19 protein-coding genes are annotated in these 21469 nt (G+C 68.2%); 9 read left to right on the forward strand and 10 right to left on the reverse strand.

All coding sequences use genetic code 11. The annotated features are described in order from the left end of the window. Positions 1–84: 84 nt before the first annotated feature. Positions 85–1029 carry a GlxA family transcriptional regulator gene (locus A176_RS03575; RefSeq protein WP_226994179.1) on the reverse strand — a complete coding sequence of 315 codons (945 nt, stop codon included), beginning with the start codon at positions 1027–1029 and terminating at the stop codon, positions 85–87. 214 nt (positions 1030–1243) lie between these two features. Here A176_RS03575 and A176_RS03580 point away from each other — a divergent pair, with 214 nt between their 5' ends. Both A176_RS03580 and A176_RS03585 read left to right on the forward strand, forming a co-directional pair. Next, positions 1244–2077 carry a dienelactone hydrolase family protein gene (locus A176_RS03580; RefSeq protein WP_044889725.1) on the forward strand — a complete coding sequence of 278 codons (834 nt, stop codon included), beginning with the start codon at positions 1244–1246 and terminating at the stop codon, positions 2075–2077. Positions 2078–2302: 225 nt separating this feature from the next. Continuing rightward, entirely contained in the window at positions 2303–2734 is a 432-nt protein-coding gene (locus A176_RS03585; RefSeq protein WP_226994181.1) for a hypothetical protein, read from the forward strand. A 184-nt stretch (positions 2735–2918) separates the two neighbouring features. Here A176_RS03585 and A176_RS03590 read toward each other — a convergent pair whose 3' ends face one another. From A176_RS03590 to A176_RS03605, 4 genes are all read right to left on the reverse strand, one after another. Next, positions 2919–3353 (reverse strand): hypothetical protein, encoded by a 435-nt coding sequence (locus A176_RS03590; protein WP_002633455.1) that lies wholly within the window; start codon positions 3351–3353, stop codon positions 2919–2921. Between the two features lie 166 nt (positions 3354–3519). Continuing rightward, positions 3520–7269, reverse strand: coding sequence for a bifunctional serine/threonine-protein kinase/formylglycine-generating enzyme family protein (locus A176_RS03595; RefSeq protein WP_002633454.1), 3750 nt, complete (start codon positions 7267–7269; stop codon positions 3520–3522). Next, positions 7266–8375, reverse strand: coding sequence for an ADYC domain-containing protein (locus A176_RS03600; protein ID WP_226994182.1), 1110 nt, complete (start codon positions 8373–8375; stop codon positions 7266–7268). Before A176_RS03600 ends, A176_RS03595 begins: the two co-directional genes overlap by 4 nt. Positions 8376–8393: 18 nt before the next feature. Then, on the reverse strand, positions 8394–9779 hold the full coding sequence (locus A176_RS03605; protein ID WP_021781130.1) for a sigma 54-interacting transcriptional regulator: 1386 nt from the start codon (positions 9777–9779) through the stop codon (positions 8394–8396). 137 nt (positions 9780–9916) lie between these two features. Here A176_RS03605 and A176_RS03610 point away from each other — a divergent pair, with 137 nt between their 5' ends. Both A176_RS03610 and A176_RS03615 read left to right on the forward strand, forming a co-directional pair. Continuing rightward, positions 9917–11023 carry a helix-turn-helix transcriptional regulator gene (locus A176_RS03610; protein WP_002633450.1) on the forward strand — a complete coding sequence of 369 codons (1107 nt, stop codon included), beginning with the start codon at positions 9917–9919 and terminating at the stop codon, positions 11021–11023. Positions 11024–11252: 229 nt separating this feature from the next. After that, positions 11253–11615: a hypothetical protein gene (locus tag A176_RS03615; RefSeq protein ID WP_002633449.1), complete on the forward strand. Its 363-nt coding sequence runs from the start codon at positions 11253–11255 to the stop codon at positions 11613–11615. Positions 11616–11678: 63 nt separating this feature from the next. Here the strand turns inward: A176_RS03615 and A176_RS03620 are convergent, their stop codons facing one another. Further along, on the reverse strand, positions 11679–11924 hold the full coding sequence (locus tag A176_RS03620) for a hypothetical protein (protein WP_144429495.1): 246 nt from the start codon (positions 11922–11924) through the stop codon (positions 11679–11681). A gap of 343 nt (positions 11925–12267) precedes the next feature. Between A176_RS03620 and A176_RS03625 the strand changes: the two genes are divergently transcribed. The 5 genes from A176_RS03625 (at position 12268) to A176_RS03640 (ending at position 17722) form a co-directional block, all read left to right on the forward strand. Continuing rightward, the gene (locus tag A176_RS03625; RefSeq protein WP_049872232.1) at positions 12268–12621 is read left to right on the forward strand and encodes a hypothetical protein; all 354 of its coding nucleotides are present in this window, start codon (positions 12268–12270) and stop codon (positions 12619–12621) included. 115 nt (positions 12622–12736) lie between these two features. After that, complete coding sequence (locus A176_RS03630) at positions 12737–15088, forward strand: hypothetical protein (protein WP_002633446.1); 2352 nt, start codon at positions 12737–12739, stop codon at positions 15086–15088. A gap of 422 nt (positions 15089–15510) precedes the next feature. Continuing rightward, the gene (locus A176_RS03635) at positions 15511–16434 is read left to right on the forward strand and encodes a hypothetical protein (RefSeq protein ID WP_002633445.1); all 924 of its coding nucleotides are present in this window, start codon (positions 15511–15513) and stop codon (positions 16432–16434) included. An 11-nt stretch (positions 16435–16445) separates the two neighbouring features. Then, positions 16446–16610 (forward strand): heavy metal-binding domain-containing protein, encoded by a 165-nt coding sequence (locus A176_RS41135; protein ID WP_226994183.1) that lies wholly within the window; start codon positions 16446–16448, stop codon positions 16608–16610. Between the two features lie 32 nt (positions 16611–16642). Then, the gene (locus tag A176_RS03640; protein ID WP_002633444.1) at positions 16643–17722 is read left to right on the forward strand and encodes an SMI1/KNR4 family protein; all 1080 of its coding nucleotides are present in this window, start codon (positions 16643–16645) and stop codon (positions 17720–17722) included. A gap of 322 nt (positions 17723–18044) precedes the next feature. On the opposite strand, the gene A176_RS03645 is transcribed toward A176_RS03640, so the two are convergent. The 4 genes from A176_RS03645 to A176_RS03660 all read right to left on the reverse strand — a co-directional run bounded on the left by A176_RS03645 (position 18045) and on the right by A176_RS03660 (position 21414). Next, positions 18045–18983, reverse strand: coding sequence for an alpha/beta hydrolase (locus A176_RS03645; protein ID WP_002633443.1), 939 nt, complete (start codon positions 18981–18983; stop codon positions 18045–18047). A gap of 186 nt (positions 18984–19169) precedes the next feature. Further along, positions 19170–20348, reverse strand: coding sequence for a metallophosphoesterase (locus tag A176_RS03650; RefSeq protein ID WP_002633442.1), 1179 nt, complete (start codon positions 20346–20348; stop codon positions 19170–19172). After that, positions 20345–21088 (reverse strand): SDR family oxidoreductase, encoded by a 744-nt coding sequence (locus A176_RS03655; RefSeq protein ID WP_002633441.1) that lies wholly within the window; start codon positions 21086–21088, stop codon positions 20345–20347. Before A176_RS03655 ends, A176_RS03650 begins: the two co-directional genes overlap by 4 nt. Next, entirely contained in the window at positions 21085–21414 is a 330-nt protein-coding gene (locus A176_RS03660) for a putative quinol monooxygenase (RefSeq protein ID WP_044889809.1), read from the reverse strand. The genes A176_RS03655 and A176_RS03660 overlap by 4 nt, the downstream gene beginning before the upstream one ends. Positions 21415–21469: the final 55 nt, after the last annotated feature.

Below are 21469 nucleotides of genomic sequence, written 5' to 3' on the forward strand. Positions count from 1 at the left end.
CCAGCGCCAACCGGTGGCGGCAAGACGGAAGGGCACCGCGCACGACTCCTCACAGGGGGCACTACGAGGCCGACGCTGTACCCCTCATGAACGAGCGGCCTGCCGGAAGCCGCTCGCCCGACTTGTGCGGGGCGCTTCTCCGGTTTCGCGCCGGAAGACACGCCGGAATGCTGCCGCATCGGCGTAGCCCACGCGGGCGGCGATGTTCTCGACAGAGTCGCCTGTCGTCTCGAGCAGTTGTACCGCTCGGGCGACCCGCAGCCGTTGCGCAAGGTGGTGAGGTGTCGTGCCGAGCGCATCCTCGACCCTTCGCGCCAGGGTGCGCGGGGAGGTGGCCGTTGCGCGCGCCATCTCGTGAACCGACACCTGCCGTTCGATGTTCGCCAGCACGAAGGCCTCGAGCTCCCGAACCGTCGGATCCGCGCCGCGAAGGTGCTCCGTCACCATGTAGCGCGCCTGGGATATCCGCTCATCGAGCACGAGGTACCTCGCCACCATGTGGGCCAGCGACGGGCTCAGCGTGCGCGCCACGATGGCGAGCATGAGGTCCGCGTGGGCGAACGCGGAGCCGGCGGTGAGCACCTCCCCTGCGTCGATGACCATCTTGTCCGCGCGCAGCGTCACGCGCGTGAAGCGTCTCGCGAACGCGGCCCCGAGCCACCAGGTGGTGGTGGCTTGTTTCCCGTCGAGCGCGCCGGAGGCCGCCAGCACGAACGTGGCTGAGCACGACGCCGCCAGCACCACGCGCTTGGTGGGCGCGCGCCCGAGGAGCGCGATTGCGCGCAGGATGTCGGGCCGCGTGAGGAGCGCGGCGGCCTGGGCCTCGGTGGCGGCCCCAAGCCCCGGCATCGCCACCACGTCGCCCGCGTGAAGCCCGCGCGCCGTGAATGCGCCGTCGACCGGCAGCAGGCGTCCGGCCCCCGTGCGAACGGGCTTGCCGTCCACCGAGACCACGCGCTGGCGCACGGCTCGTTCCGTCGTGGGGACGTTGACGAGCCCCGAACGCAGGAGACGCGCGGCGGTGCTCATGACGTCCAATGCGACGCCCAGTGGACCGTCCGCGACCCCATCGAACACCAGGTGCGTCACCATGTGGCAAGAGTAGACCGAACATCGTCAACCCTGCCACTGGGCATGCTGTGTCAGCCCGCGCATCCTGAAGCCATGAGACACGAAGGAGCGCGTTGATGAGGCTTGCAAGGTCCCGTGGGTCCGTCGCGGTAAGGGAGGCAGCTTGACGCACATGAACGACGCCGTGGTTGACGACCCCCTCGATGATTTCGAGCGGCGCCTCATAACCCTTCGGGAGACGCAGAAGGCTGTCTGGGTCACCGGCAGCGGCCCCGCCGTCATCGTGCTGGCCGAGATGCCTGGAATCAGTCCTCAGGTCGCGCGCTTCGCCCGTTGGGTACGAGACGCGGGCTTCACCGTCTATATGCCCTCACTCTTCGGCCGAGACGGTGCCTACCCGCTCGCGGGGGAGGGGCGCGCGGTGATGCAGCGCGCGTGCGTGAGCGCCGAGTTCCGGGCCTTCGCGGCGAACGCTTCGAGCCCCATCACCCAGTGGTTGCGTGCGCTGGCGAGCCTCGCTCACCAGGAGTGTGGTGGGCCCGGGGTCGGCGCGATAGGGATGTGCTTCACCGGCAATTTCGCGCTCGGCATGATGCTTGAGCGCGCGATGCTCGCGCCGGTCCTGTGTCAGCCGTCGTTGCCACTGAACGACCCTGGCGGGCTCGAAATCTCGCCCGCCGAGGTGGCCGCGGTGAGGACGCGGCTCGAGCGTGAGGACCTGACGGTGCTCGCCTACCGTTTCGAGGGGGACCGGTTCTGCACGGCCCAGCGGTTCCAGGCGTACTCCGCCGCGTTGGGGGAGCGCTTCGTTGCGCGGGTGCTGCCTTCGTCCGCGGCCCACCCGAACCCGCCACCGTTCTTCGCGGAAGTGGTCGGGAGCCCTCACAGCGTGGTGACGGCCCACCTCATCGACGCGGCGGGCGAACCCACCCTGGCGGCACGCGATGAAATCCTCGCGTTCTTCTCTCAACGACTGCGCCGTGACAACCCGCTGACGGGAGAATGACGCCGCCGCGCGGCTCCTCGATTCCGTTCATCGTGAGCGCACCGCCGACGGCACATGCGTCTCACGAGGTACGCTCCACGGGCCCATGAAATTTCGGGCCCTGATGCGGAGCGCGTTGCATGAATGGAGGAGTCTCCATCGTCGCCGATGACACCCGGACCTGGGGACTGGAGACCCCGGGCCCTGGACTGTTGCTGAGCGTGCCCTCCACGGGTCGCTGGGCGCGTGAAGACCTGGCGAAAGCGCGCGAGGGGCGGGACGTTGCCGCCCGTGCTGCTGTTCTTCGTGGACATCCTGGCGAAGTGGGTGGTGCTGGATGGCCATGACCGCCTGCACGCCGCGTTGCTCGAAGGCGTGACGCCTCCGCTGCTGGGCTTGTGGCCCTTCATCGCCCGGTCTCGCACGGAGAGCGCCGTCCGCGAGGAGGGGGCCCTGTTCAGCGCGGAGGTCCAGCTTCGCGCGGGAGCGACGCCGGAGACAGTGGAGCGCGTCAACCGCATGTTGTTGTTCAACTTCACCCCGGACCCACGGGGAACTGTCTCACGCGCCTGGCCGCTGCCGGGTGGACGGGACGCCTGGCGCGAGGAGGTCTCCGCCCGGCGCCGGCGGGAACGGACTCCGCTCCTGGATGATGCCGACTGGAAGTGGCTCCTGTGACAGCCTTCAGCGACAGCCGCCTGAGAGACCTGGCGCGATTCAAGTGAAGGCTCGCAGCTCGTCAGAGGGCGGCGCGTTCCCCATCCGCCCACCAACAGCCATGGCTTCAATCCCATGGCGCTGTGGCGGGCGGACCTGGAGCGTCAGCGTCGCCGGCTTGCGGCTCGGGTAACGCCTCCCTGCGTTACTTCAAGGTGTGGGTTCCGAGGCTCGACAGCACTCCCGTGCCTCCCGCGGGCAGGTAGGACCTCACGCCCGTCGCGGCGATGACGCCGGGCTGCGTGAGAATGCCCGACCAGGCGTCCGCCAGCAGATAGGACCTGTCAGCAGGCCGCGTCGCCGCGGAGAACTCGAGGGCCAGCGGCACCAGGTTTCCATTGGGGTTGTTGACGAAATGGAAGGACCCCGAGACGGGCATGGTCAACGGACCGACGGGCGTGAACTGGGCGACGTAGGTCCCGCTGAAGCTGCCATTGAAATCGTTGGATTGGGTGATCGTCAGGACGAAGTCACCGTTCTCGGACGTGTACGTCCCATTGATGTTGAAGGCGTGGGCGGAGGTGCTGAGCATCAGCATCGGAAGGACGAAGAGGAGGCCGAAGAGCTTGCTCTGCTGCATGAGTGAAACCTCTCTGGGGAGCGAGGAGCCCTGCGTGGGCTCGGACCTTCCCTTGAGCACGCGTTGTGCCAGCCCGCACGGAGGGTGTGTCCGCAGGGGCGGTGGTGTGCGGGCGCCTGTCCTGAACATGTCCGGACATGTCCGGACGCGGACGGCTCCAGTCACATCACGGGTCGTGACGCGGAACGGGGGCAGGTGCGCAGACGCGGAGGCCAATGCGGATGTCCCTCAGCCAGGGCTCGTTGGGCATTCGCGTGTTGGAGCGATTGGAGATGCGGTCGTAGTACCAGGACCCGCCGCGGGCCACCGCCTCTCCGGGCGCGCGGACGGATTGCACCCATTCGATGGCGTTACCGGCCAGGTCCATCACCCCGAAGGGGCTGGCGGAAGCAGGGTGGGCGCCCACCTCGTCGGGGCCGAAGCCCAGTGGGTGGCGGCCATAGGTCTCATCGAAGTTCGCGTCGTCCGGTGAGAGCAGGTCACCCATGGGAAACAGGCGGGCGTCCGCGCCACGCGCCGCGCGCTCCCACTCGTATTCGGAACACAGCCGGGCTCCCGGAACGCGCCCGGAGCGGTCCAGCCACGCGAGGTACGCCCACGCGTCCTCCAGCGAGATGGCCGAGACGGGAAAGCGCAACCAGTCCTGCGCGGCCCTGTGCGTGCGGCCCGGGTAGCGGATGGGCTCGCCGCTGCGCGCATCGAGAGGATGCTGCGTGGGCTGCAGCATGAGTCGCCAGCCCGTCTCCTCCCGGGTGAGCGCCAGCGCGCCGGCCGTGGACCTCACGCCGGGCGTCAGTCGCCGCTGCTCGTCGGGGGGCAGGGCATCGAGGAACGCGATCCACTCGGCGAACGTCACCTCATGGCGGGCGATGAGGTAGCCGGCAGTCGTCACCGGCCGGAGCGGGGGCGCCTGGAGGAACTCGCGCCGCAGCGCTTCGTCATCGCTGCTGCCGAAGAGGAAACGGCCCGGCGGGATGTAGACGAAGCCCTCCGGGATGTCGGCCACCCGCGGCAGGGGGATGCGCGCCCGCAGGCGCTCTCCCGATGACAGCACCACCGGGAGGACGGCGCGTGTCAGGCCCGGCGACTGGAAGGTGAGGACATAGGACCCCGGGCCCGATTCGAGGGCGTGCGATGCGATGGGCGTCAGGCCCAGGGAGATGCCTTCGGACAGCCTGGGCGCTCCGGGCACGCCCAGGTCGCGCTGGAGCAGCACCTCCACGCCCGACGGCTCCGTGGCGAGCTCCAGGACCGGTGGCGCGAGGAGCTGGCGTCGACCCGTGCCGTCGTCGTCGAGGCTCGCCAGCCTGCGCAGGGCTTCACGCCGCTGTCCGGGGCGGAAGAACCACTCCGCCAGCTCCATGCGCCCGGTCAGGACCTCCGCGAGCAGTCCGCGGGCCTCTCGCTGCGAGCCGTCCAGCAGCAGGGCGGTGTCGAGCGCCTGGGTGGCGCGCTGGTAGGCCTCGTCCGCGTGGCCATCGCTCTTTCGTGCCGCGCTCCAGGCCTCCTCGGGTTCTTCCTCGTCCCCCAGGGCCGGAGCACCGGTGAGGACGCGCTCTCCTCGCGCGTTCAAGCGCTGAAACGCTTCCGCGCGCGTGGCCTTCGCCTCGGCATGGTGAGTGCGGGCTTCGGTGAGGGACGCCCGGGCTTCATCCAGGTGCGCCTGCACGGTGCGCTCCAGCGCGTGGCGGCCCTTCATCCAGGCCGCGCCGCCCGCGACCAGCGCCGTGAGGGGCAGGGCCAGCGCCAGCCCCATGCGCCGCGCGAAGGTGCGCCGGAGTGCCCGCCGCGAGGCCTTGAGGAAGGCCGCCTCCTGCCGCGTCAGTGCCAGCGCTCCGGCCGAGGTCACCGCGTTGAGTTCGCGCCGGCTCCACAGCGCCGAGGTGGAGCGGTCCGCGCGCTCCCAACGGGCCGCGGCGAGCCTCACCCGCTCGAGCACCTGCCGCTCCTGGCGGGCTGCTTCGAGCCATCCGCGCAGCGTGGACCAGCCTTCGAGAAGGGCTTCGTGCGCGACCTCGTGGACGTGCGCCTCGCCGTCCTGGCGGACCACGACGAGCCGCGCCCGGACCAGGGCCTCCAGCGCGATGCGATTCGTGGGGGACTCGGCACCGAGCTCCCTGGTGGTTCGCCGGACTCGGGCGCCTTCCGGACTGATGAGTCGCAAGAGCAGGTCTCGAGCCGCCTGGCGCGCCTCGGGTACCAGCGCCGACAGCGCCCCGTCCGCGTGACGGCCCAGGGCTCCTGCCACGCCCCCGAGCGCCTCCAGCGACGCCTCTCGGATGTGCTGGGTCGCCCGGTCGCGTGCATCCCACAGCTCGGCGAGCGTGAACTGCAGGAGGGGCAGTCCGCCTGGGGCGTGAGCAGAGGACGCCACGAGCGTGTCCACCAGGGCCTCCGTCTCGAACGCGACGCCCGTCACGCGCGCTGGACCGACCACGGCCTCGCGCGTTCCTTCCGGGCCCAGCGGCTTGACGAGGAAGAGGGCGCGCGCCACTTCATCCTCCAGCCCCGGCAGCGCCGCCAGCCGCGTGAAGTAGTCCCCTCGCACCGTGGCCAGCGTGCGCACACCCCGGGCCAGGATGGCCAGGTGCCCGAGCACCTGCGTGAAGGCGGACGCCTCGTCCGGCTCGCTCTGGGTGAACAGCTCCTCGAGTTGGTCGATGAACAGCAGGGTGCCCCGCGTGGGCCCGGCGGCGCGCAGGGCCCGCGCCATCGCCGCGGGCTCATGCCGCACCTGGGCCGCCAGGGTCTCCTCGGACAGCCCGAGTCGGCCCGCCACCGCGGCAACCAACGCCGTGAAGGGCCGGCGCCCGGGCATGAGCGACAGCACCGTGTAGGCACAGCCGTCCTCGAGCCCCGCTTGCGTGACGCGCGGCGAAACGCCCGCCCGGCACAACGAGGACTTGCCCACGCCCGAGTCTCCCGCGACGAGCACCAGCGCCTGGGCGCGAAGCCGCTCATGGATGGCGCGGACCTCCGCGCCGCGTCCGAAGAAGACCGAACGGTGCTCCGCGTCGAAGGCCTGGAGCCCGCGATAGGGATTGCCAGGGGGCGCCGGCGCCGCGTCGCCGTCCACCCTCAGGCGTTCCAGCTCCGCGCACAGCGCGTCGGCGGAGGCGAAGCGCCGTGCCGCATCGTATTCGAGACACCGAAGGATGACGGCGCGCAGGCGGACTCCGAGCCCGCTTCCGGAGGGTTCCACACTGGGAGGACGCGCTTCTGGCGTCGTCGGTTCGTCCACCGCTCCGCTCGCGGTGGGCGTGTCGAAGGGGCGAAGGCCCTCCAACAGTTCGTGAAGCACCAGGCCCAGCCCATAGACATCTCCCCGTGGGCCGGGCGGTTCGCCACGCAGCACCTCCGGTGCCATGTACCCGCGCGTGCCGGCGATGGGGACGGTGGCCCGGGCGGCGGTGTCTGCCTGCTCCGCCGCCCAGGAGAGGGCGAGCCCGAAGTCGACGAGCTTCACCTCGCCCTCCGGAAGCACCATGACGTTGTCCGGCTTGATGTCGCGGTGGAGCACGTGCGCGCGGTGCGCGGCGGCCAGTCCCCGTCCCAGCCCCAGCGCGATGGCCAGGACCCGTTCCGGCGGCAGCGGCGTGGCCAGGTCCCGCAGGGAGACGCCGGGGAGGAACTCCTGCACCAGATAGGGGTGGGAGCCCACTTCCGAGACCCGGTACACCGTCACCACATTCGGGTGGCGGAGGCGGGCGAGCGCTCGGGCCTCGGCGAAGAGCCGGTCACGCTGGCCCGGGCCGGGCCGCTCCGCGCCGATGAACTTGATGGCGACCCGCCGCTGGAGGGCCGTGTCCTCGGCCAGGTAGACGCGTCCCATTCCCCCTTGGCCCAGCAGGCGGATGAGGCGGTACTCGTCGAACGCCGGGGGCGGCTCCCAGCCCTCTGGGATGGCGTCGCTCAAGGCTGCGGAGAGGACGCGCAGCTCCCCCCATGACAGGTCCTTGGCCCGAGTGGCTCCCCGTTGCACGCGGGGCAATGGGTGCGGAGCCCACCACCCGGCCCTGTGTCCGTGACGCAGTAGTCGTTCTTCCAGGTCTGGGTCAGCAGCAAGAAGGGCACGCCCGCATCGAAGTAGTTCTTCAAGGGGGTCCCCGCGTCCCCGGGCTGCTGGCAGTCGTAGCTCGCCTTCATCCACGCGCCTGGCGCTCCTCGGATTCGGGAGAGGGGGGCGGGGGTGTAACGCGGCCGCAGACAGCTTTCCCCGCTCGGCGTCACGCCGAAGGGCAGGGCGCCGTGCTCATTCCAGGCGGCCTCGAAGAGCATTGGCGGAAGCCCTCCGTCGAAGGTGTCCTGGGTCTGGATGCCATGGCCATCGACGAAGTCGACGTAGGTGCCCTGGCACGTGAAGGACTCGCCGTCGCCGTTGTAGTCGGCGCGCGCGGCCCGCACACACGCCTGGAACAGCCGTGCGAGCGGGGGCCCGCCATCCCACTCCTGGTTGGGGAGGTAGCCCCAGTGCGCGCAGACGCCGACCGCGCCCGTCGTGCAGCTCGCCGTGAAGCAGGGCGTGTCGCCACCTCCGTCGTTGAAGCCTCCATCCGGCATCCAGCAGCCGGGGATGATGACCGCCTTCCCTTCATAGAAGTGGCTCGTGGGCGGTGCGCATTCATCGGGGTTCCGCGTGCGATAGCCCTTGCCTGCGCAGACGTTGCTGTTCAGGGCGACGTCGGTGACGGTGTAGAGCTTGAGCTGGGCGCCCGCGTCTTGAAGGACCGCGGGCAGGCATGGGTCCACGGGCGGAGTCTCGAGGATTCGGTAGGCCCGCCCATCGCTTCCCACCCAGACGCCAGCGCCTCCGTCGAAGTGTCTCCGGAAGAAGACGCTGCCGCCATCGACGCCAGTCCAGCCGGTGGGGCTGGGCGCCTGAGGATTGACGTGATCCGGCTGGAGGGGCGTGGCCTCGTAGGAGGTCTGGGGCTGCGGCCCGGACTCCGTGGGCGGAGTGCAGTTCCTGGCGCTCAGCGTCGCCATCCAGGCCATCATCGTCAGGGGGAGGAGAGAACGCATGGGACCCTCTGGGAAGTCTCAACTGAGGCGCGGTGGGGGCGCGCGGTAGTGGTCCAGTTCGAGTCCGAAGTCCTCGATCCACCGGTACACCTGCTGCCGCGAGCACCCGAGGTGCCGGGCGACTTCCGCGACCTTGCCCTGGTGCGCGCGCAGGTGGGTCTCCAACTCCTGAGGGGTGGAGTCGATGGCGCGCGCCGGACGCGGAGCAGGAGGTTGGGAGGACGCCTCCTCCACGGCTGGCGGCGCGGAGGCTCTGGCCGCGAGCATCCGCTGCTCCGCCTTCAGCTCCTGCTCCACCTGCCCCCCCCACTTCAACGGCCCCCCGTCCGAAGCGATGACCGCGATGGAGAGCACGTTGAGCAGGCCCCTCACGTTGAGAGGCCAGTCATGCAGGAGCAGCGCCTCGGCGAGGCTCACGTCGATGGGCCGCGACTCGGCCTTCATGCGGCCGAGCAGGTGGAGCGCGATGGGCGCGATGTCCTCGCGGCGCTCGCGCAGGGGCGGCATCAGGAGGCGCCATTGGACGAGCCGCGCGTAGAGGTCCGCGCGGAAGGTGTCCTCATTCACCTGGGAGACGAGGTCCCGGTGGGTGGCCGCGAGCACCCGCACGTCGATGGGGACCTCCTGCGTTCCTCCCAGGGCGCGGACCCGCCGCGTCTCCAGCACGCGGAGCAGCTTGACCTGGAGCATGGGCGGCATCTCCCCCAACTCGTCCAGGAACAGCGTGCCCCCATGCGCTTCGCGCAGAAGACCGTCCCGGGAGGACGCCGCGCCCGTGAACGCGCCGCGCACATGCCCGAACAGCTCGCTGTCCAGCACGCTCTCCGCGATGCCTCCGCAGTTGAGCGCGATGAAGGGCCCCGTTCGGCCGCTCCGCTCATGGAGCGCGCGCGCCACGACTTCCTTGCCCGTCCCGGTCTCGCCCAGGATGAGCACCGACTGCACATACCGCGCTGCCCGCTCCAGGTCGCGGTGGAGCCGCGTCAGCGCCGCGCTCCTGCCCACCAGCCCCTCCATGGGTTGTTCGTCATTCGGGGGCTCGGGGGCCTCGGCGAAGACAAACAGCGTGTCCCCCATTCGAAGGACATCCCCCCACGCGAGCGGGGCGCGTCCCGTGAGCGGTCGTCCATTGAGATGGGTGCCATTGTGGCTTCCCAGGTCTTCGACGAACCAGGTCCCCCCGGCGCGTTCGATGCGCGCATGGCCCCGGGAGAGCCGGGCGTCGTCCAGGGCGACCCGGGGGAAGAGGGGGGCGCCACGGCCCAGGAGCGTCGCGCCGCTGCCAAGCCCATGACGCTCATCCTCGATGAACGCGTGACGCGTATAGGCAAGGAAGAGCGTCGCCGCGCCGGTTTCACTTTCAAATGAGGGGGCGTGTTCGGCGCTGAGGGTGTCGTCGGTCATCGGGGGCGATGCCTGTCATATGGCAAGGAGAGGGCTTCCGGAAATAGTGGTATTTACCGTAATTTTACAGGCCCCACGGACCTGGGAAATGCTTTGAGTGTCGTGCCTACGCTTGAATCCAGACGTGGAGGAACGTCATGCGCGTGAAGGGGTCGCCGGATTTCAGACAGGGAGAGCAGGTGCTTTTGGAGGTGATGACGGCGCTGACCAGCTCGCTGGACCTGACGGAAGTCTTCTCGAACTCCTACGAAATCCTGTCACGCGTGCTGGCCGCGGATTTTGGAGGGCTCTGCGTGTCCAGGCCCGGTGCGCCCCATCAGTACGACTGGCCGATGGTGCGCGACATGCCTCAGGCCTTCTTTGACCTCTACCCCGAGATTTCGGACGAGTGCTTCGTGAGCTCCGCGGTGATTCAGCAGCCCAACACCGTGCTGCGAGACTCCGAGATGTTGTCGCGCCAGGAGATGTGGAACAGCGCCATGTACTCGCACTGCCTCGAGCTGGACATGCGGGTGGAGCGTGTGATGGCGGTGGCGCTGGACATGGGCCTTGGCTGGCACGGCGGCTTCACCCTGTACCGGGACAACCGGAAGGCCTTCTCGGAACGGGAGCGGGCCTTTCTCCAGCGCCTGACGCCCATCCTGGCGAGGACGATCCGCAACTGCCTCATGCTGGGAGACATGGCCCGCCAGGGAGACCTCCTGGAGCAGCTCTTCCGTCATACGGGGCTCGAGAGCATCGTGCTGAGCCCTCCCAACGCCGAGCTGATGCGCACGCCCCGCTCCACGGCGCTGCTCCATCGCTGGTTTCCCGATGCGCCCTGTGGCCGCTTCGGTCTGCCCCAGGTCCTCCTGGGCGTGTTGGAGGACCTCAGTCGCTCCGGACCGCGGAGGCTCTCCGAGCAGGACGTCCTGACGTTCCGGCGGCCGGGGCGGAGCTTGAAGGTGACCTTCCTCCGGTTGCCAGGCCTTTCGGGGAGGACGCCCTGGGCGCTGTTGTTCCAGGAGGTGGTTCACGCGGCCCAGGTTCCCACGCAGTGGCGCAAGCGCCTCACCCCTCGTGAGTTGGACGTGGTGGAGCGTGTCTTGAATGGTTGGGACAACCAGACCATCGCGGACGACATGGGCAGCTCGCTGAACACATTGAAGACGCACTTGAAGCGGGTGTTCGTCAAGCTGGCGGTGCCCAGCCGCGCCAAGCTGATTCTCCTCGCGCAAGAGCGGAGCGCGGAGACGGAGCGGTGAGCGTCAATCAGGTGGAGAGGCATGGATGCGCCGGGTCAGGTGTCATGCCCGGCCATGTCACACGTTCCCGACGCGGGGTGTCAGGGATTGATGCCTGCTGCATTGTCAAAAAGAGGTCGTTCCGGGGGCCACCAGGACGGTGGACGCATTGGCGGAAATCAAATGCTGGCTTAAACTGGTTTAGCCGGACTAATCGTCTTAGCATGCACACCCCAACTGGAGTACACCCATGCGTTTGATTGCATCCATGCTCGCTGCGACCGCCCTGCTCGTTGGCTGTGGAGGGGAGGAGCTGGCTCCGGAGTCCCAGCAGGAGGCGCCGGTGGCGCCCGCGTCGCAGAATGACGGCGAGGGCACGGTGTCCGCGATGGCGGGCCCGTACTACTACGCGACGGCGGCTGACAATGGGAAGCGGCTCATGGTCTGTGCGGACTCCCTGACGGTGCGTCGCCCCAACGGTTCGACTTGTACGATTGGCTACCCCCAGACCTTCACCGTGTACAGCGGTGGCAGTGAGTGGGTTTCCGGCCACGGCTGGGGCGGCTGTGGCGTGGATGGCGTGGTGCAGAATGGCTGGTTCTGCTGGCCCTGACGTGTTGTCCCGGGGCCCGCGGGTGGCGTTTCGCCGGCCGCGGGCCTCGGTCCCTGCCCACCGTCAGTCCTGTGCCCCGTGCGATGGAATGAGATCGCGTCCGCCGACGTAGCGACAGGTCCAGCGGAGGCCGCAGACGAAGCCAGGAGGGCAGCGGCCCTGCGGGTCACAGGAGATGGCCTGCTGGTAGGTGTCCTCGGATTCGGCGGCTTGGAGGTCCACGGCCGGCACCTGATCTGGCGCCACGTCCTCTTCCACTCCACCACAGGCCGTCATCGCCATCGCCACAGCGACAACCATTGCGTTCATCCATCGGCTCTTCATGTCTGGCTCCTTGTCCGAGTTGAGGGGCGCTCGCGCGGCTCCCGATGCGACTGGTGAAAAGGATGCCCGAGTCCGCGGGACAATGGGATGACCTCGCAAGAAGCCTTCACTCCCTCCGATGTCTTACGTGTGTTCACCCGGTGAGACGCTCCCTGTCGGGTCACGGTCCTTCGCTTGATAAATCGCCTGGCTTGGTAGGGAATCTTCGGCCTGCTCGCAGCGCGCCGCTGAAACGTCAATCCTGTCATGCCAATTCCCCGCGTCGGGATGGACTCACACTCTCTTCTCCCCCGTAGCGTGGCATCCGGGCTGAATCACGCAGACGCTCGTGAAGGGATGGCCCTGGCTCGTCACGATGCAGGGCACCTTCAACCTGTGGAAGAACAACAGCGTCGCGGGTGAGAAGTCCGGTCAGCCTGAGCCCATGTTCCCGAGCCCGAACGTCGCCAATCGCAACGTCGGGTTCGACCCCGAATTCGCCTTCGCCGGCGTGAAGGCCCCTGGGGGGCTCTCCGCTGCGGTTCAGCGCCATCCTGGACGGGGGAAGACCTGGGCCCACCCTGCTTCCTCTGCGGCCTTCGACGCACGCGAGGACAAGTCCACGTACGTGCTGACGGGCGCGGACGCTCCGCTTCATGTGCGCCTGTCGGACACCCCCTCTCCGACAACTCCTGAGGCTTGAGAATCCTCGTCCTGTCCGGGAGTCAGGCCCCCTCAGCGCTCCCACCTGTCCGATGCATGGCGCGGGGTGGACACTATGCAGGGCGCTTCCGTCTCGCTGTAGTAGGTTGGCGTGAATGGTACGCACTTCAAGGCTGATGTTGCTCGGGTTCTTCATCCTCGCTTCCGCCGAAACCTTCGCCGCGCCCGCCGAGGCTGGCGCCGCGAAGTCCATCGGGGAGGCCTCGAAGCGAGTGGAGCGGGCTCGCGCTGACCTCGCGACGGCGGTGCAGCGCATCGAAGTGGAGCCGCCGCGCAACGCCGACCTGGACGCCGCCCTCGCGGCGGTGGAGGCGCTGAAGGTCGCGCTCGATGCCGGAGCGAGCTTCGAGACGGAGGACCTCGAGTACGCGAAGCTGGTCCTGGCGGCGCGCAAGCAGCTCCGGACGCAGCGGGAGTACGTCGACGAGCGCCGGGCCAAGGTTCATATCCACGAGTACCGTCGGCGCATTGACGGCGCGCTCGCGCCCTTGAACGAGCGCATGGCGAAGCTTGGCCAGGGTGACCCGGGCGCCAAGGCGATGGACGAGGCCCGCGCCGCGGTGGACGCGCTCGAGAAGCTGGCGGCGGAGGGCCGGCCCCTCAAGAGCCAGGACCCGAAGTTCTCCACGTACCTCACCGAGGTCGAGGCGACCCTCGCCCGTCACCGGAAGACGCTCGACGAGCGGTGGCTGCAATTGTCGGCGCAGAAGCAGCGGGGCCTGCTTGACGAGAGCCGCAAGAGCCTGGCGAGCGCGCTCACCGAGGTGGGCAAGGCCTGGTCGGACGAGAAGTTCGCGGCCACCGACAGGGCGGTGTCCGCGCTGCAGAAGCAGCTCGAGGAGGGCAGGCCGCTCGAGGCTCAGGACAAGGCCTATCGCGCGGACGCGGACAAGGCCCGCGCCGAGGTCACCCAGGCCAAGCGCCGGATGGACGAGCTGGTGGTGCAGGCGGGAGTCTCGCGGGTGAAGGTGGAGCTGGAGCCCGCCCATGAAGAGCTCCGCGCGTCCGCCAAGGCGCTCCGGGCGAGGCGGCCCACGCCCGAGCAGCTCGCCGAGGCGAAGACGGCGGCGTTCGTCGTCCGGAAGCTGGTGGACAAGTACGAGCCGCAGGCCGCGCGGAGTCAGGCCATTGGCCAGTACCTCACCGAGGTGAAGAACACGCTCGTCGAGGTGGAGGTGGCGCTGCAAGTTCGCACGCTGGACGCGGCGCGCGCCGAGGTCGTCCAGGCGCTGCGGAACGTGGAGAAGCGGTCCGCGACCGCCGAGCAGTTCGAGGAGGCGAAGACGGCGATGGTCGTCTTGGAGAAGACGCTCGAGACGGTCCACGTGAAGAACCCCGCCATCAGCCCGTCCGCCGCCGAGGCGCGTCAGTTGCTGAAGGACGGCAAGGCGACGATGGAGCGGCGCCGGTACGAGGTCGACTTGCAGCAGCAGCGCGCGAAGGTGGACGAGGCGCGGAAGAACGCGGTGGCGCTGGTCTCCCAGGTCCAGAAGGAGACGCCGTCGGAGGCGCAGCTCCAGGAGGCGGAGAACGCGGTCAAGCAGATTGGCGTGGTGCTGGAGGCTGGCGTCGCGCTCGTCAAGAAGGACCGCGACTACGCCCTGTACGCGAAGGAGTCGAAGGAGCGCATGGCGGAGCTGAACGACCGCATCCACCGGCGGAAGGTCGTCCTGGCCGCGGCGGATGCCCGGGTCCAGCTCGCGTCCCGGCTGGCCACCACGAAGGAGAAGCTCGAGGTCGCCAAGGCCATCTCCGCGACCGACGCCGAGGTGGAGACGGCCTCGAAGAGCGTGGACGAGGTCATGCAGTTGTTCGAGACGCACTCGGCGCTGGAGCGGCAGGACGCTGGCTACGCGGCGGCCGCCGAGCGCTCGCGCGCCGACTGGCTGAAGCTGGTCGAGGCGCTCGAGTTCGCGAAGCAGGCGAGGGCGCTGCGCCGCCTGACGGGTGAGGCGCTGGACGTCGCGGGCAAGGCGTCTGCATCCGCCGCGTCCTCCGCGGACCTGCGCAAGCGTCGGGCCTTGTACGCAAGCGCGGCGGCGACGTTGAAGACCTGCCAGGACGAGGGCGCCCGGATGGTGAAGGAGAACGCCGGCCTCGCGGCGGTCGACGTGCTCGTGGACGGGGTCCGCACCGGGCCCCAGGACGTGATGGCCCGGTGCGCCCAGCGGGCCGAGGCCCTGCAGGCGCCCCTCCAGCGGGTCGACGTGGAGCTCCGGTTCCAGGAGGGCCAGCGGAAGGCCTACGACGCGGCGAAGGCCCACCTCTCCAAGGGGCGCAAGAGCGAGGCGCTCGCGCAGCTCAACGACTGCATCGCGGAGGGGCGCATCCTCGAGAACCGCTACCCCGACTTCAAGGATCAGAAGTTCGACATCGGTGGGTCCAGCATGAGCATGCTGGAGCTGCTCCAGGTCTGCGCGAAGGAGCGCAAGGCGTTGCAGCCCTAGCCTTGCGTGCTTTGCCTGGGGCGGGAGATGTCACCGCCCCAGGGGCTCCCCAGGTCTGAGGCAGCGCGGAGGCCCGCTGGGGCCTTCCTGCCTCGACCCGAAGGCTCCTCGCTTGAGAGGATGCGCGTCCTGTCATTGACACGTCAGCGACACCCCATGACGTGTCAGGCAGGCGCCTTGTAACGGCTCAGGTCCCAGGGCCGCGCCTCCCACGCAGGGGGAGCCCCGCACGATGCGCTTGCCGGAGCAGGGCGTCCGTTCGCACACGTGAGGACTGGCATTGGCGTTGCAGATGCACGGGCCCGCATGTCAGCCTGTTCCGACATCCTTTGCTCGGCCATCCCCCAGCGCATCAACGTCTGAGCGCGCGGCGCTCCTGCCCGGACCTGAAAATGCAAACCAGTGATTCGCTTGCAAATGGAATGTTGAATCAAACTCCAGAATATCAATCCTGTATTCAGAGTTCGGAGAAGGTGTCCTGGCGTCTTGATGAACTGTTTCCCAAGGACACGGTCCTGGATTTCAGTCACCGGTTCCTTTCGGATGCGCTGACAGGCACGGACGCGATTCCCTTCCTGAGCGCGGAGGAGCGGCTGATGCTGAATCACATCCGCTCCAACAGCTATGCGCACCTGTTCCTGTTCCTGGAGGAGTACGCCGTGGCCCTGGCCGCCCAGCGCGCCAGCCTGGAGTTGCACGGGAACGCGACGCACATGCGCGCGCTCCTGCGCTTCACGGAGGAGGAGCTGAAGCACCAGCAGCTCTTCGCGCGCTTCACCGGCGCGTTCGCCCGAGGGTTCAAGGTGGTCCCCGCCCTGCTCGACAACCACGTCGAGGTGGCGCGGGCCATCATGGCGAAGTCGAACCTGGGGGTGCTCATCTTCAACCTGCACCTGGAGCTGATGACGCAGCAGCACTATCTGGAGACGGTTCGCGGAAACAAGACGGAGACGTTGGATCCGCTGTTCTGCAACCTGCTCAAGCACCACTGGCTCGAAGAGGCGCAGCACACCCGGCTGGACTTCCTGGAGGCGCAGAAGATCCTCGCCCGGGAGCCCGACACCCTGGACGCGGCCCTCACGGAGTACGGGGAGTTGCTCCAGGCGCTGCGGGGAACGTTGAACGCCCAGCTCGCGCTCGATCTCCAGACGCTGGAGAAGGCGGTGGGGCGCGCGTTCACCCCGGAGGAACACAAGCACCTGTCCGAGTCCCAGGAGCGTTCGTATGTCTGGGGCTTCATCGGAATGGGGATGAAGGCACCCCTCTTCCTCTCACGCCTGCGCGCGCTCTCCCCCATCGCGGAGCAGCGCGTCCTGGAGCTGGCTCCGACGTACTACTGTGACTGAGTCGGGCTTCGATGCATCCAGAGCTCCGACAGGACAAGCCGGGCACGTGTCCGAACTGTGGGATGGCCTTCGAACCAGAGTTCCCGAGCTGGCGATGTTTGTCTCGCAGCTCGGGTGGTTCGACATGGCCACGCAGGCCTGAGGCGAGCTGGTGCTGTCGACGCCAGTCATGCTAGGGCGCAGTCACCTGCAGTGCGGAGAGCGTATCATGGAAAGTGGAGACGGCCGGCGCGGGCATGCCGTAGTCGAGAAGTTGTGTGCCTTCGTCGCGGAAGGTGCACATCGCGGCATCGTGTTGGAAGCGCAGAAGAAGGCGCCGAGGGGCCTCGAGCTGGGCACCGCGACGAAGCGTGTCGGACGTTGGCTGAAGGGGGCACCCTTCGACGTGTTGGTGCCCGACTTCGTGCCGGCGTCGTATCGCGTGTTCCTCCAGATGCATGGTTCGCTGACCTGGCTCGCGCCCGACACCGACGCTCCCGATGGTGCGTTCTCGTTGCAGAACACCGGCGCGTGGACGCTCGTCGACTTGCCGGATGCCAACGGTTGCATCGACCTCTACGATCTTGCGGGTGAAGAAGCGTCGGAGCACCTGTGGGTCTTTCACGATGGCTACAGCGACAGCTTCGCGTTCGACGCGCGCGTGAAGAACGAGCACGGTGAAGCGCTCGTCATTCGCTTCGAAGAGCATCATCTGATGCAGTCGTTCGAAGAGCGCGAGCTCGAGAGGCTGGGCACGTTCGACGATTGGCTCGCCGCGCGGGTTGGCCACCTTATCGCGTTGCTCCAAGACCGCGCGCCGCGTCCGAAGGTGAAGCAGCTCGTCGAGGTGCCCGCCGACATCACGGTTCCCGTTGAGCGCGCACACGATGAGATGGCGTTTCACCTGGCGTTGATGCGTGGGCTCGATCAGGTCGCCGCCGGAGATTTTCCGGGCGCGCGAGCAACCGCGAAGAAGCTGCTGTCGATGAGCGGCTCGCTCTACGCGTTGTCACTCGCGCTCGACGCGAGCGAGGCCCCCGAGGAGCGGCGTCGTCTCGGCTGGCAAATGCTCGCGAGCTGCCGCGCCGGCACCAGCCCACTGCACGCCGACTACCTCAAGTTGTACCGACAGCGCGCCGCCACCGTGCTCGCCGAGCTCGCGCTGTCGCAGCCGACGTTGGTGTCGATGGACGACGCGAAGCTGCTCATCGTCGAAGCGAGGGCCGTGCGGGTCGGCAAAGACCAACAGACCGCGATGACCGGCGCGTGGGACACCGTCGCGGTCGCGAAGCGCTTGGAGTCGAAATGAGCGCATTGCATTTCGTCGTTCTCTCTCTCTGATACCGGGCAGAGAGACGGGCCACCATGACGCGCAAGGTTGTCCGCACCGGATGGATGAGACACCAGATTGGGATCCCATGGCGAATCGCGGCCCGCCTGGCCGCGCGCAGCAGCAGCATGGTGCGCCCCGCTGCCGCCCCCGGTGCTCCACCTCTCCCTTCGCCATTACGGGCTCTCGGTGGTCTCGGTCCCCCACGCGCCTCGCTCACGCGCGGTGACGCACGGCTAAATGCAGCCTTCACGGGCTCATGGCGCAGAGTCGAATTTTGGGTAGGCACACCTCTCCCGAATCATCGAAGCAAACGCGCGAGTGCACTCCGAAGGTCAGCGACAAATCGGGCTGCGGAGGCTGTCGGGAACAAGTCGAAGCCATGGATGCCGCCTGGGTAGACGTGCATTTCGACGGGCACGCCCGCGCGGGACAGGCGCAGCCCGTAGTCGACGTCCTCCTCCAGGAAGAGGTCCACGCCCCCCACCGCGAGGAACGTCGGAGGCAATCCCTCGAGCCCGGACGCCAGCGAGGGCGAGTAGTGGCCCTCGCGCTCCTTCGGAATCGCGGCGCTACCCCGCAGCGCCCGCCACGCGAATTGATTGAGCGAACGCGTCCACCCGAACTCGCCAATGCTTGGGTTGTCGACCGGAGCGTCCGGCGTTCCGGTGCGGGCGTCGAGCATCGGGTAGATGAGGACCTGGCCCGCCAGGGGAGCGCCGCCGCGGTCACGGTGCAAGAGCGCGGTCGCCGCCGCGAGCCCTCCGCCAGCACTGTGCCCCATGATGACGACCCGCGAAGCGTCGACCCCGAAGGCGGGCGCCTCTCGCATCAACCAACTCAACGCCGCGTAGCAGTCTTCCACGGGGCCGGGGAAAGGAGTCTCCGGCGCGAGGCGGTAGTCGACGCTCACGACGAGCGACTGGTACTCCTCGGCGAGTTGCACGCACGCCGCATCCGTCATCTCCGCGACGCCCGCGATGTAGCCGCCGCCGTGCACATAGAGGATGGCCCCCAACACCGGAGGCGGGTTGTGCGGCCGGTACACCAGCACTCGCACCTCGGGGTGTCCCGGCACCCAGCGCTCCTCCCGTGCGTGAGGCATTGGAGCGGCAATCTGCGCATAGCTCGCGAGGAGCTGGGCGCGGAACGTCGCCAGCGGCTCCTGCGCGGGGTCAAAAGCCTTCATGGAGGCGACGATGTCGCGCACGGCGGGGTCGACCAGGTGAAGTGTCTTCATGGCTTGTCTGTTTTCCGTGTTGGAGCGTGGCCGCGATGAAGCGACGCTCGTGAGGCTGTATCGGTACTGCCTGCTTGGGAGCTTCTAGGATTTAAACCCAGACGTTGATTTCCCGAGACGAGACTTGAGTCGCCTCATGGGCATCCCGAGTGCCTTGGGCTTTCCGCTGCCTGCATCGGCACCTCGTCACGCTGCTCGCAGGACGAGGTGCGTAATCTCCGCGGGAACGCCGACTCGCATGGGCGGCCCCGAGAAACCCGTGCCGCTGCTGACGTAGACCCAGGTCTCGCTGAACCTGGCGAGACCCGCGACCATCGGTTGCCCCAAGCGCAGCAGCCAGCCCAGCGGCCACAGTTGCCCTCCGTGGGTGTGCCCCGACAACTGCAGGTCGACTTCGTGCAGGACGGCTTCGTGGACGGCCTTGGGCTGGTGCGCCAGAAGAACGAGCGCCCGACGCGTGTCCCGGCCCGCCACAGCCCCTGGGAGGTCAACCCGATGGCCGATGTCGAAGTTGGCCGACTCGTAGTCGTCGATACCCGCAAGGTGGAGCACCTGCTCGCCACTTCCCAGTTCCACGTATTCGTTGCGCAGGACTCGCACGCCGAGCTGGCCGAGGTACTCGCACCACCGACTCGCATCCGCGTGGTACTCGTGATTGCCCGTGACGAAGTAGGTGCCATGGGTGGAGGTGAGGTTCGCGAGCGGCGCGACGTGCTGCCCGAGGTCCTCGACGCTTCCGTCCACCAAGTCTCCTGTAATGGCCACGACGTCTGGCGCCAGCGCATTCACCGCCTTCACGACGTGCTCGACGAAACCCCGACCAATCATCGGCCCGATGTGGATGTCCGACAGTTGGACGATGCTCAGTCCGTCGAGTTCGGGCGGCAGCTTCTTCAGGGGAATCTCCACCCGCTTGACGCGAACCCGGCGGGCTTCTCGAAGCCCCCAGCCGCTGGCGACGACGCCGACCGTCACCGCGACCATCGCGCTCATGCGCGCCAACGCCTGCCGGCGACCAGCGTCCAGTGGCTCGGAGCCCCCAAACGACATGGAAGCGCCGACCTGCATTGCGTCCACCACCACGACCGACATCAGCAAGAGCGTGGACACGCCAATCCACACGGAGACCGGCGTGAGCCACCACACTGACACGTCGGGAGGCACCAGACGGCTCGCGAACACGCCCGCGGGAATGCTGACCGCGAGGACAACCAGGCTCCAGGTCAGCGCCGAAGCGGCTGGCTTGGGGATGCCGACATCCCGGACCAGACGTGCCCACAAGTAGTAGTGCTCGAATGCGAGCCACCCAACGCCGAGCAGCAGAAACCCGCTCAGCGACGTCCATGCCTCACCGAGCTTGCTCATGCCAGCCGTGCCAGTGCGACCGCATCAGGGCCCGCGGGATAACGGAGCTTCGCCGACGTGTCGTTCGCGGCAAGCCACACCCCTTCGGCCACGTCGGACTCGCGCGTCACCGCGGCCGGCTGCCCGAAGGAAGCGAAGATGCGCTGTGCGAACGGCGCATACGCCTCGGGGAACAGCCCTTCCATGCGGGCGCTTCCGTTGCTCGTAAAGCGGGTGCTCGGGCCATAGCCCGGCTCGACGAGCTTCACGCGCACGTTGAAGGCTTCGAGCTCGAAGGCGAGCGACGCGGTGAACCCTTCGATGGCCACCTTGCTCGCGGTGTACACGGCCACCAGCGGCATGGGCGCCAGCGTCGCGCTGGACGTCACGTTGACGACGACGCCCGACTTGCGTGCGCGAAACTGGGGCAGCACCGCCTGCGTCATCGCCATCACCCCGAAGACGTTCGTCTCGAACACCTCACGCACCGTGGCCATCGGCGTGGCCTCGAAGGCCCCCATGAGCCCGATGCCCGCATTGTTGACGAGCACATCGATGGGCCCGCTCGCCTCCAGCGCCGCCGTGATGCTCTCGGGCTTCGTCACGTCGAGCGCCACCACATGCATCCGGTCCGAACGAGGGAGGGTGTCCTCGCGGGGAGTTCGCATGGTGGCAACCACGCTCCATCCCTGCGCGTGAAAGTGGCGCGCCGTCTCAAGTCCGTAGCCGGAGGAGCAACCCGTGATGAGCACCGTCTTCATGACACCACCCCCGCGTTGAGCTTGCCGCCAACGGGCACTTCGTCCTGGTACTGCGCCTCGCCCGTGACGAGCGGGGCGAGTTCGGCGACAAGCGCCTGGGAGCGTGGGCTCGCGAAGTTCGCGGCGTGCGCCTCCTTCGTGGTCCACCCCTCCGTGACGTAGACGGTGTCTGGGTTGCTCGCGGAGCGCCCCACCCGATAGAGGACGCAGTCCTTGTTGGTGACGAGGCCGGCGCCACTCACCGCGGTGAGCAAGAGCGCCACCAGTTCATCGCCTTTTCCCGGCAGAGCAGTCATCGTCGCCCGGAACCCGTACGTTGCCTTCATTTCGACCCCTTGGTTTGCCGCGATGTGTGTGGCGTTGATGGTCCGAAGGTACGCG

The sequence above is a fragment of the Myxococcus hansupus genome (genome assembly GCF_000280925.3).
GTDB lineage: Bacteria > Myxococcota > Myxococcia > Myxococcales > Myxococcaceae > Myxococcus > Myxococcus hansupus.

What these genes read in the sequence shown, in the direction of transcription:
- A176_RS03655 (WP_002633441.1), bottom strand. Translation starts at nt 21,088, where the DNA reads ATGAAGACGGTGCTCATCACGGGTTGCTCCTCCGGCTACGGACTTGAG.
- A176_RS03575 (WP_226994179.1), bottom strand. Translation starts at nt 1,029, where the DNA reads ATGAGCACCGCCGCGCGTCTCCTGCGTTCGGGGCTCGTCAACGTCCCC.
- A176_RS03600 (WP_226994182.1), bottom strand. Translation starts at nt 8,375, where the DNA reads ATGCGTTCTCTCCTCCCCCTGACGATGATGGCCTGGATGGCGACGCTG.
- A176_RS03605 (WP_021781130.1), bottom strand. Translation starts at nt 9,779, where the DNA reads ATGACCGACGACACCCTCAGCGCCGAACACGCCCCCTCATTTGAAAGT.
- A176_RS03580 (WP_044889725.1), top strand. Translation starts at nt 1,244, where the DNA reads ATGAACGACGCCGTGGTTGACGACCCCCTCGATGATTTCGAGCGGCGC.
- A176_RS03630 (WP_002633446.1), top strand. Translation starts at nt 12,737, where the DNA reads ATGGTACGCACTTCAAGGCTGATGTTGCTCGGGTTCTTCATCCTCGCT.
- A176_RS03645 (WP_002633443.1), bottom strand. Translation starts at nt 18,983, where the DNA reads ATGAAGACACTTCACCTGGTCGACCCCGCCGTGCGCGACATCGTCGCC.
- A176_RS03635 (WP_002633445.1), top strand. Translation starts at nt 15,511, where the DNA reads ATGTTGAATCAAACTCCAGAATATCAATCCTGTATTCAGAGTTCGGAG.
- A176_RS03590 (WP_002633455.1), bottom strand. Translation starts at nt 3,353, where the DNA reads ATGCAGCAGAGCAAGCTCTTCGGCCTCCTCTTCGTCCTTCCGATGCTG.
- A176_RS03640 (WP_002633444.1), top strand. Translation starts at nt 16,643, where the DNA reads ATGGAAAGTGGAGACGGCCGGCGCGGGCATGCCGTAGTCGAGAAGTTG.
- A176_RS41135 (WP_226994183.1), top strand. Translation starts at nt 16,446, where the DNA reads ATGCATCCAGAGCTCCGACAGGACAAGCCGGGCACGTGTCCGAACTGT.
- A176_RS03610 (WP_002633450.1), top strand. Translation starts at nt 9,917, where the DNA reads ATGCGCGTGAAGGGGTCGCCGGATTTCAGACAGGGAGAGCAGGTGCTT.
- A176_RS03620 (WP_144429495.1), bottom strand. Translation starts at nt 11,924, where the DNA reads ATGAACGCAATGGTTGTCGCTGTGGCGATGGCGATGACGGCCTGTGGT.
- A176_RS03615 (WP_002633449.1), top strand. Translation starts at nt 11,253, where the DNA reads ATGCGTTTGATTGCATCCATGCTCGCTGCGACCGCCCTGCTCGTTGGC.
- A176_RS03660 (WP_044889809.1), bottom strand. Translation starts at nt 21,414, where the DNA reads ATGAAGGCAACGTACGGGTTCCGGGCGACGATGACTGCTCTGCCGGGA.
- A176_RS03650 (WP_002633442.1), bottom strand. Translation starts at nt 20,348, where the DNA reads ATGAGCAAGCTCGGTGAGGCATGGACGTCGCTGAGCGGGTTTCTGCTG.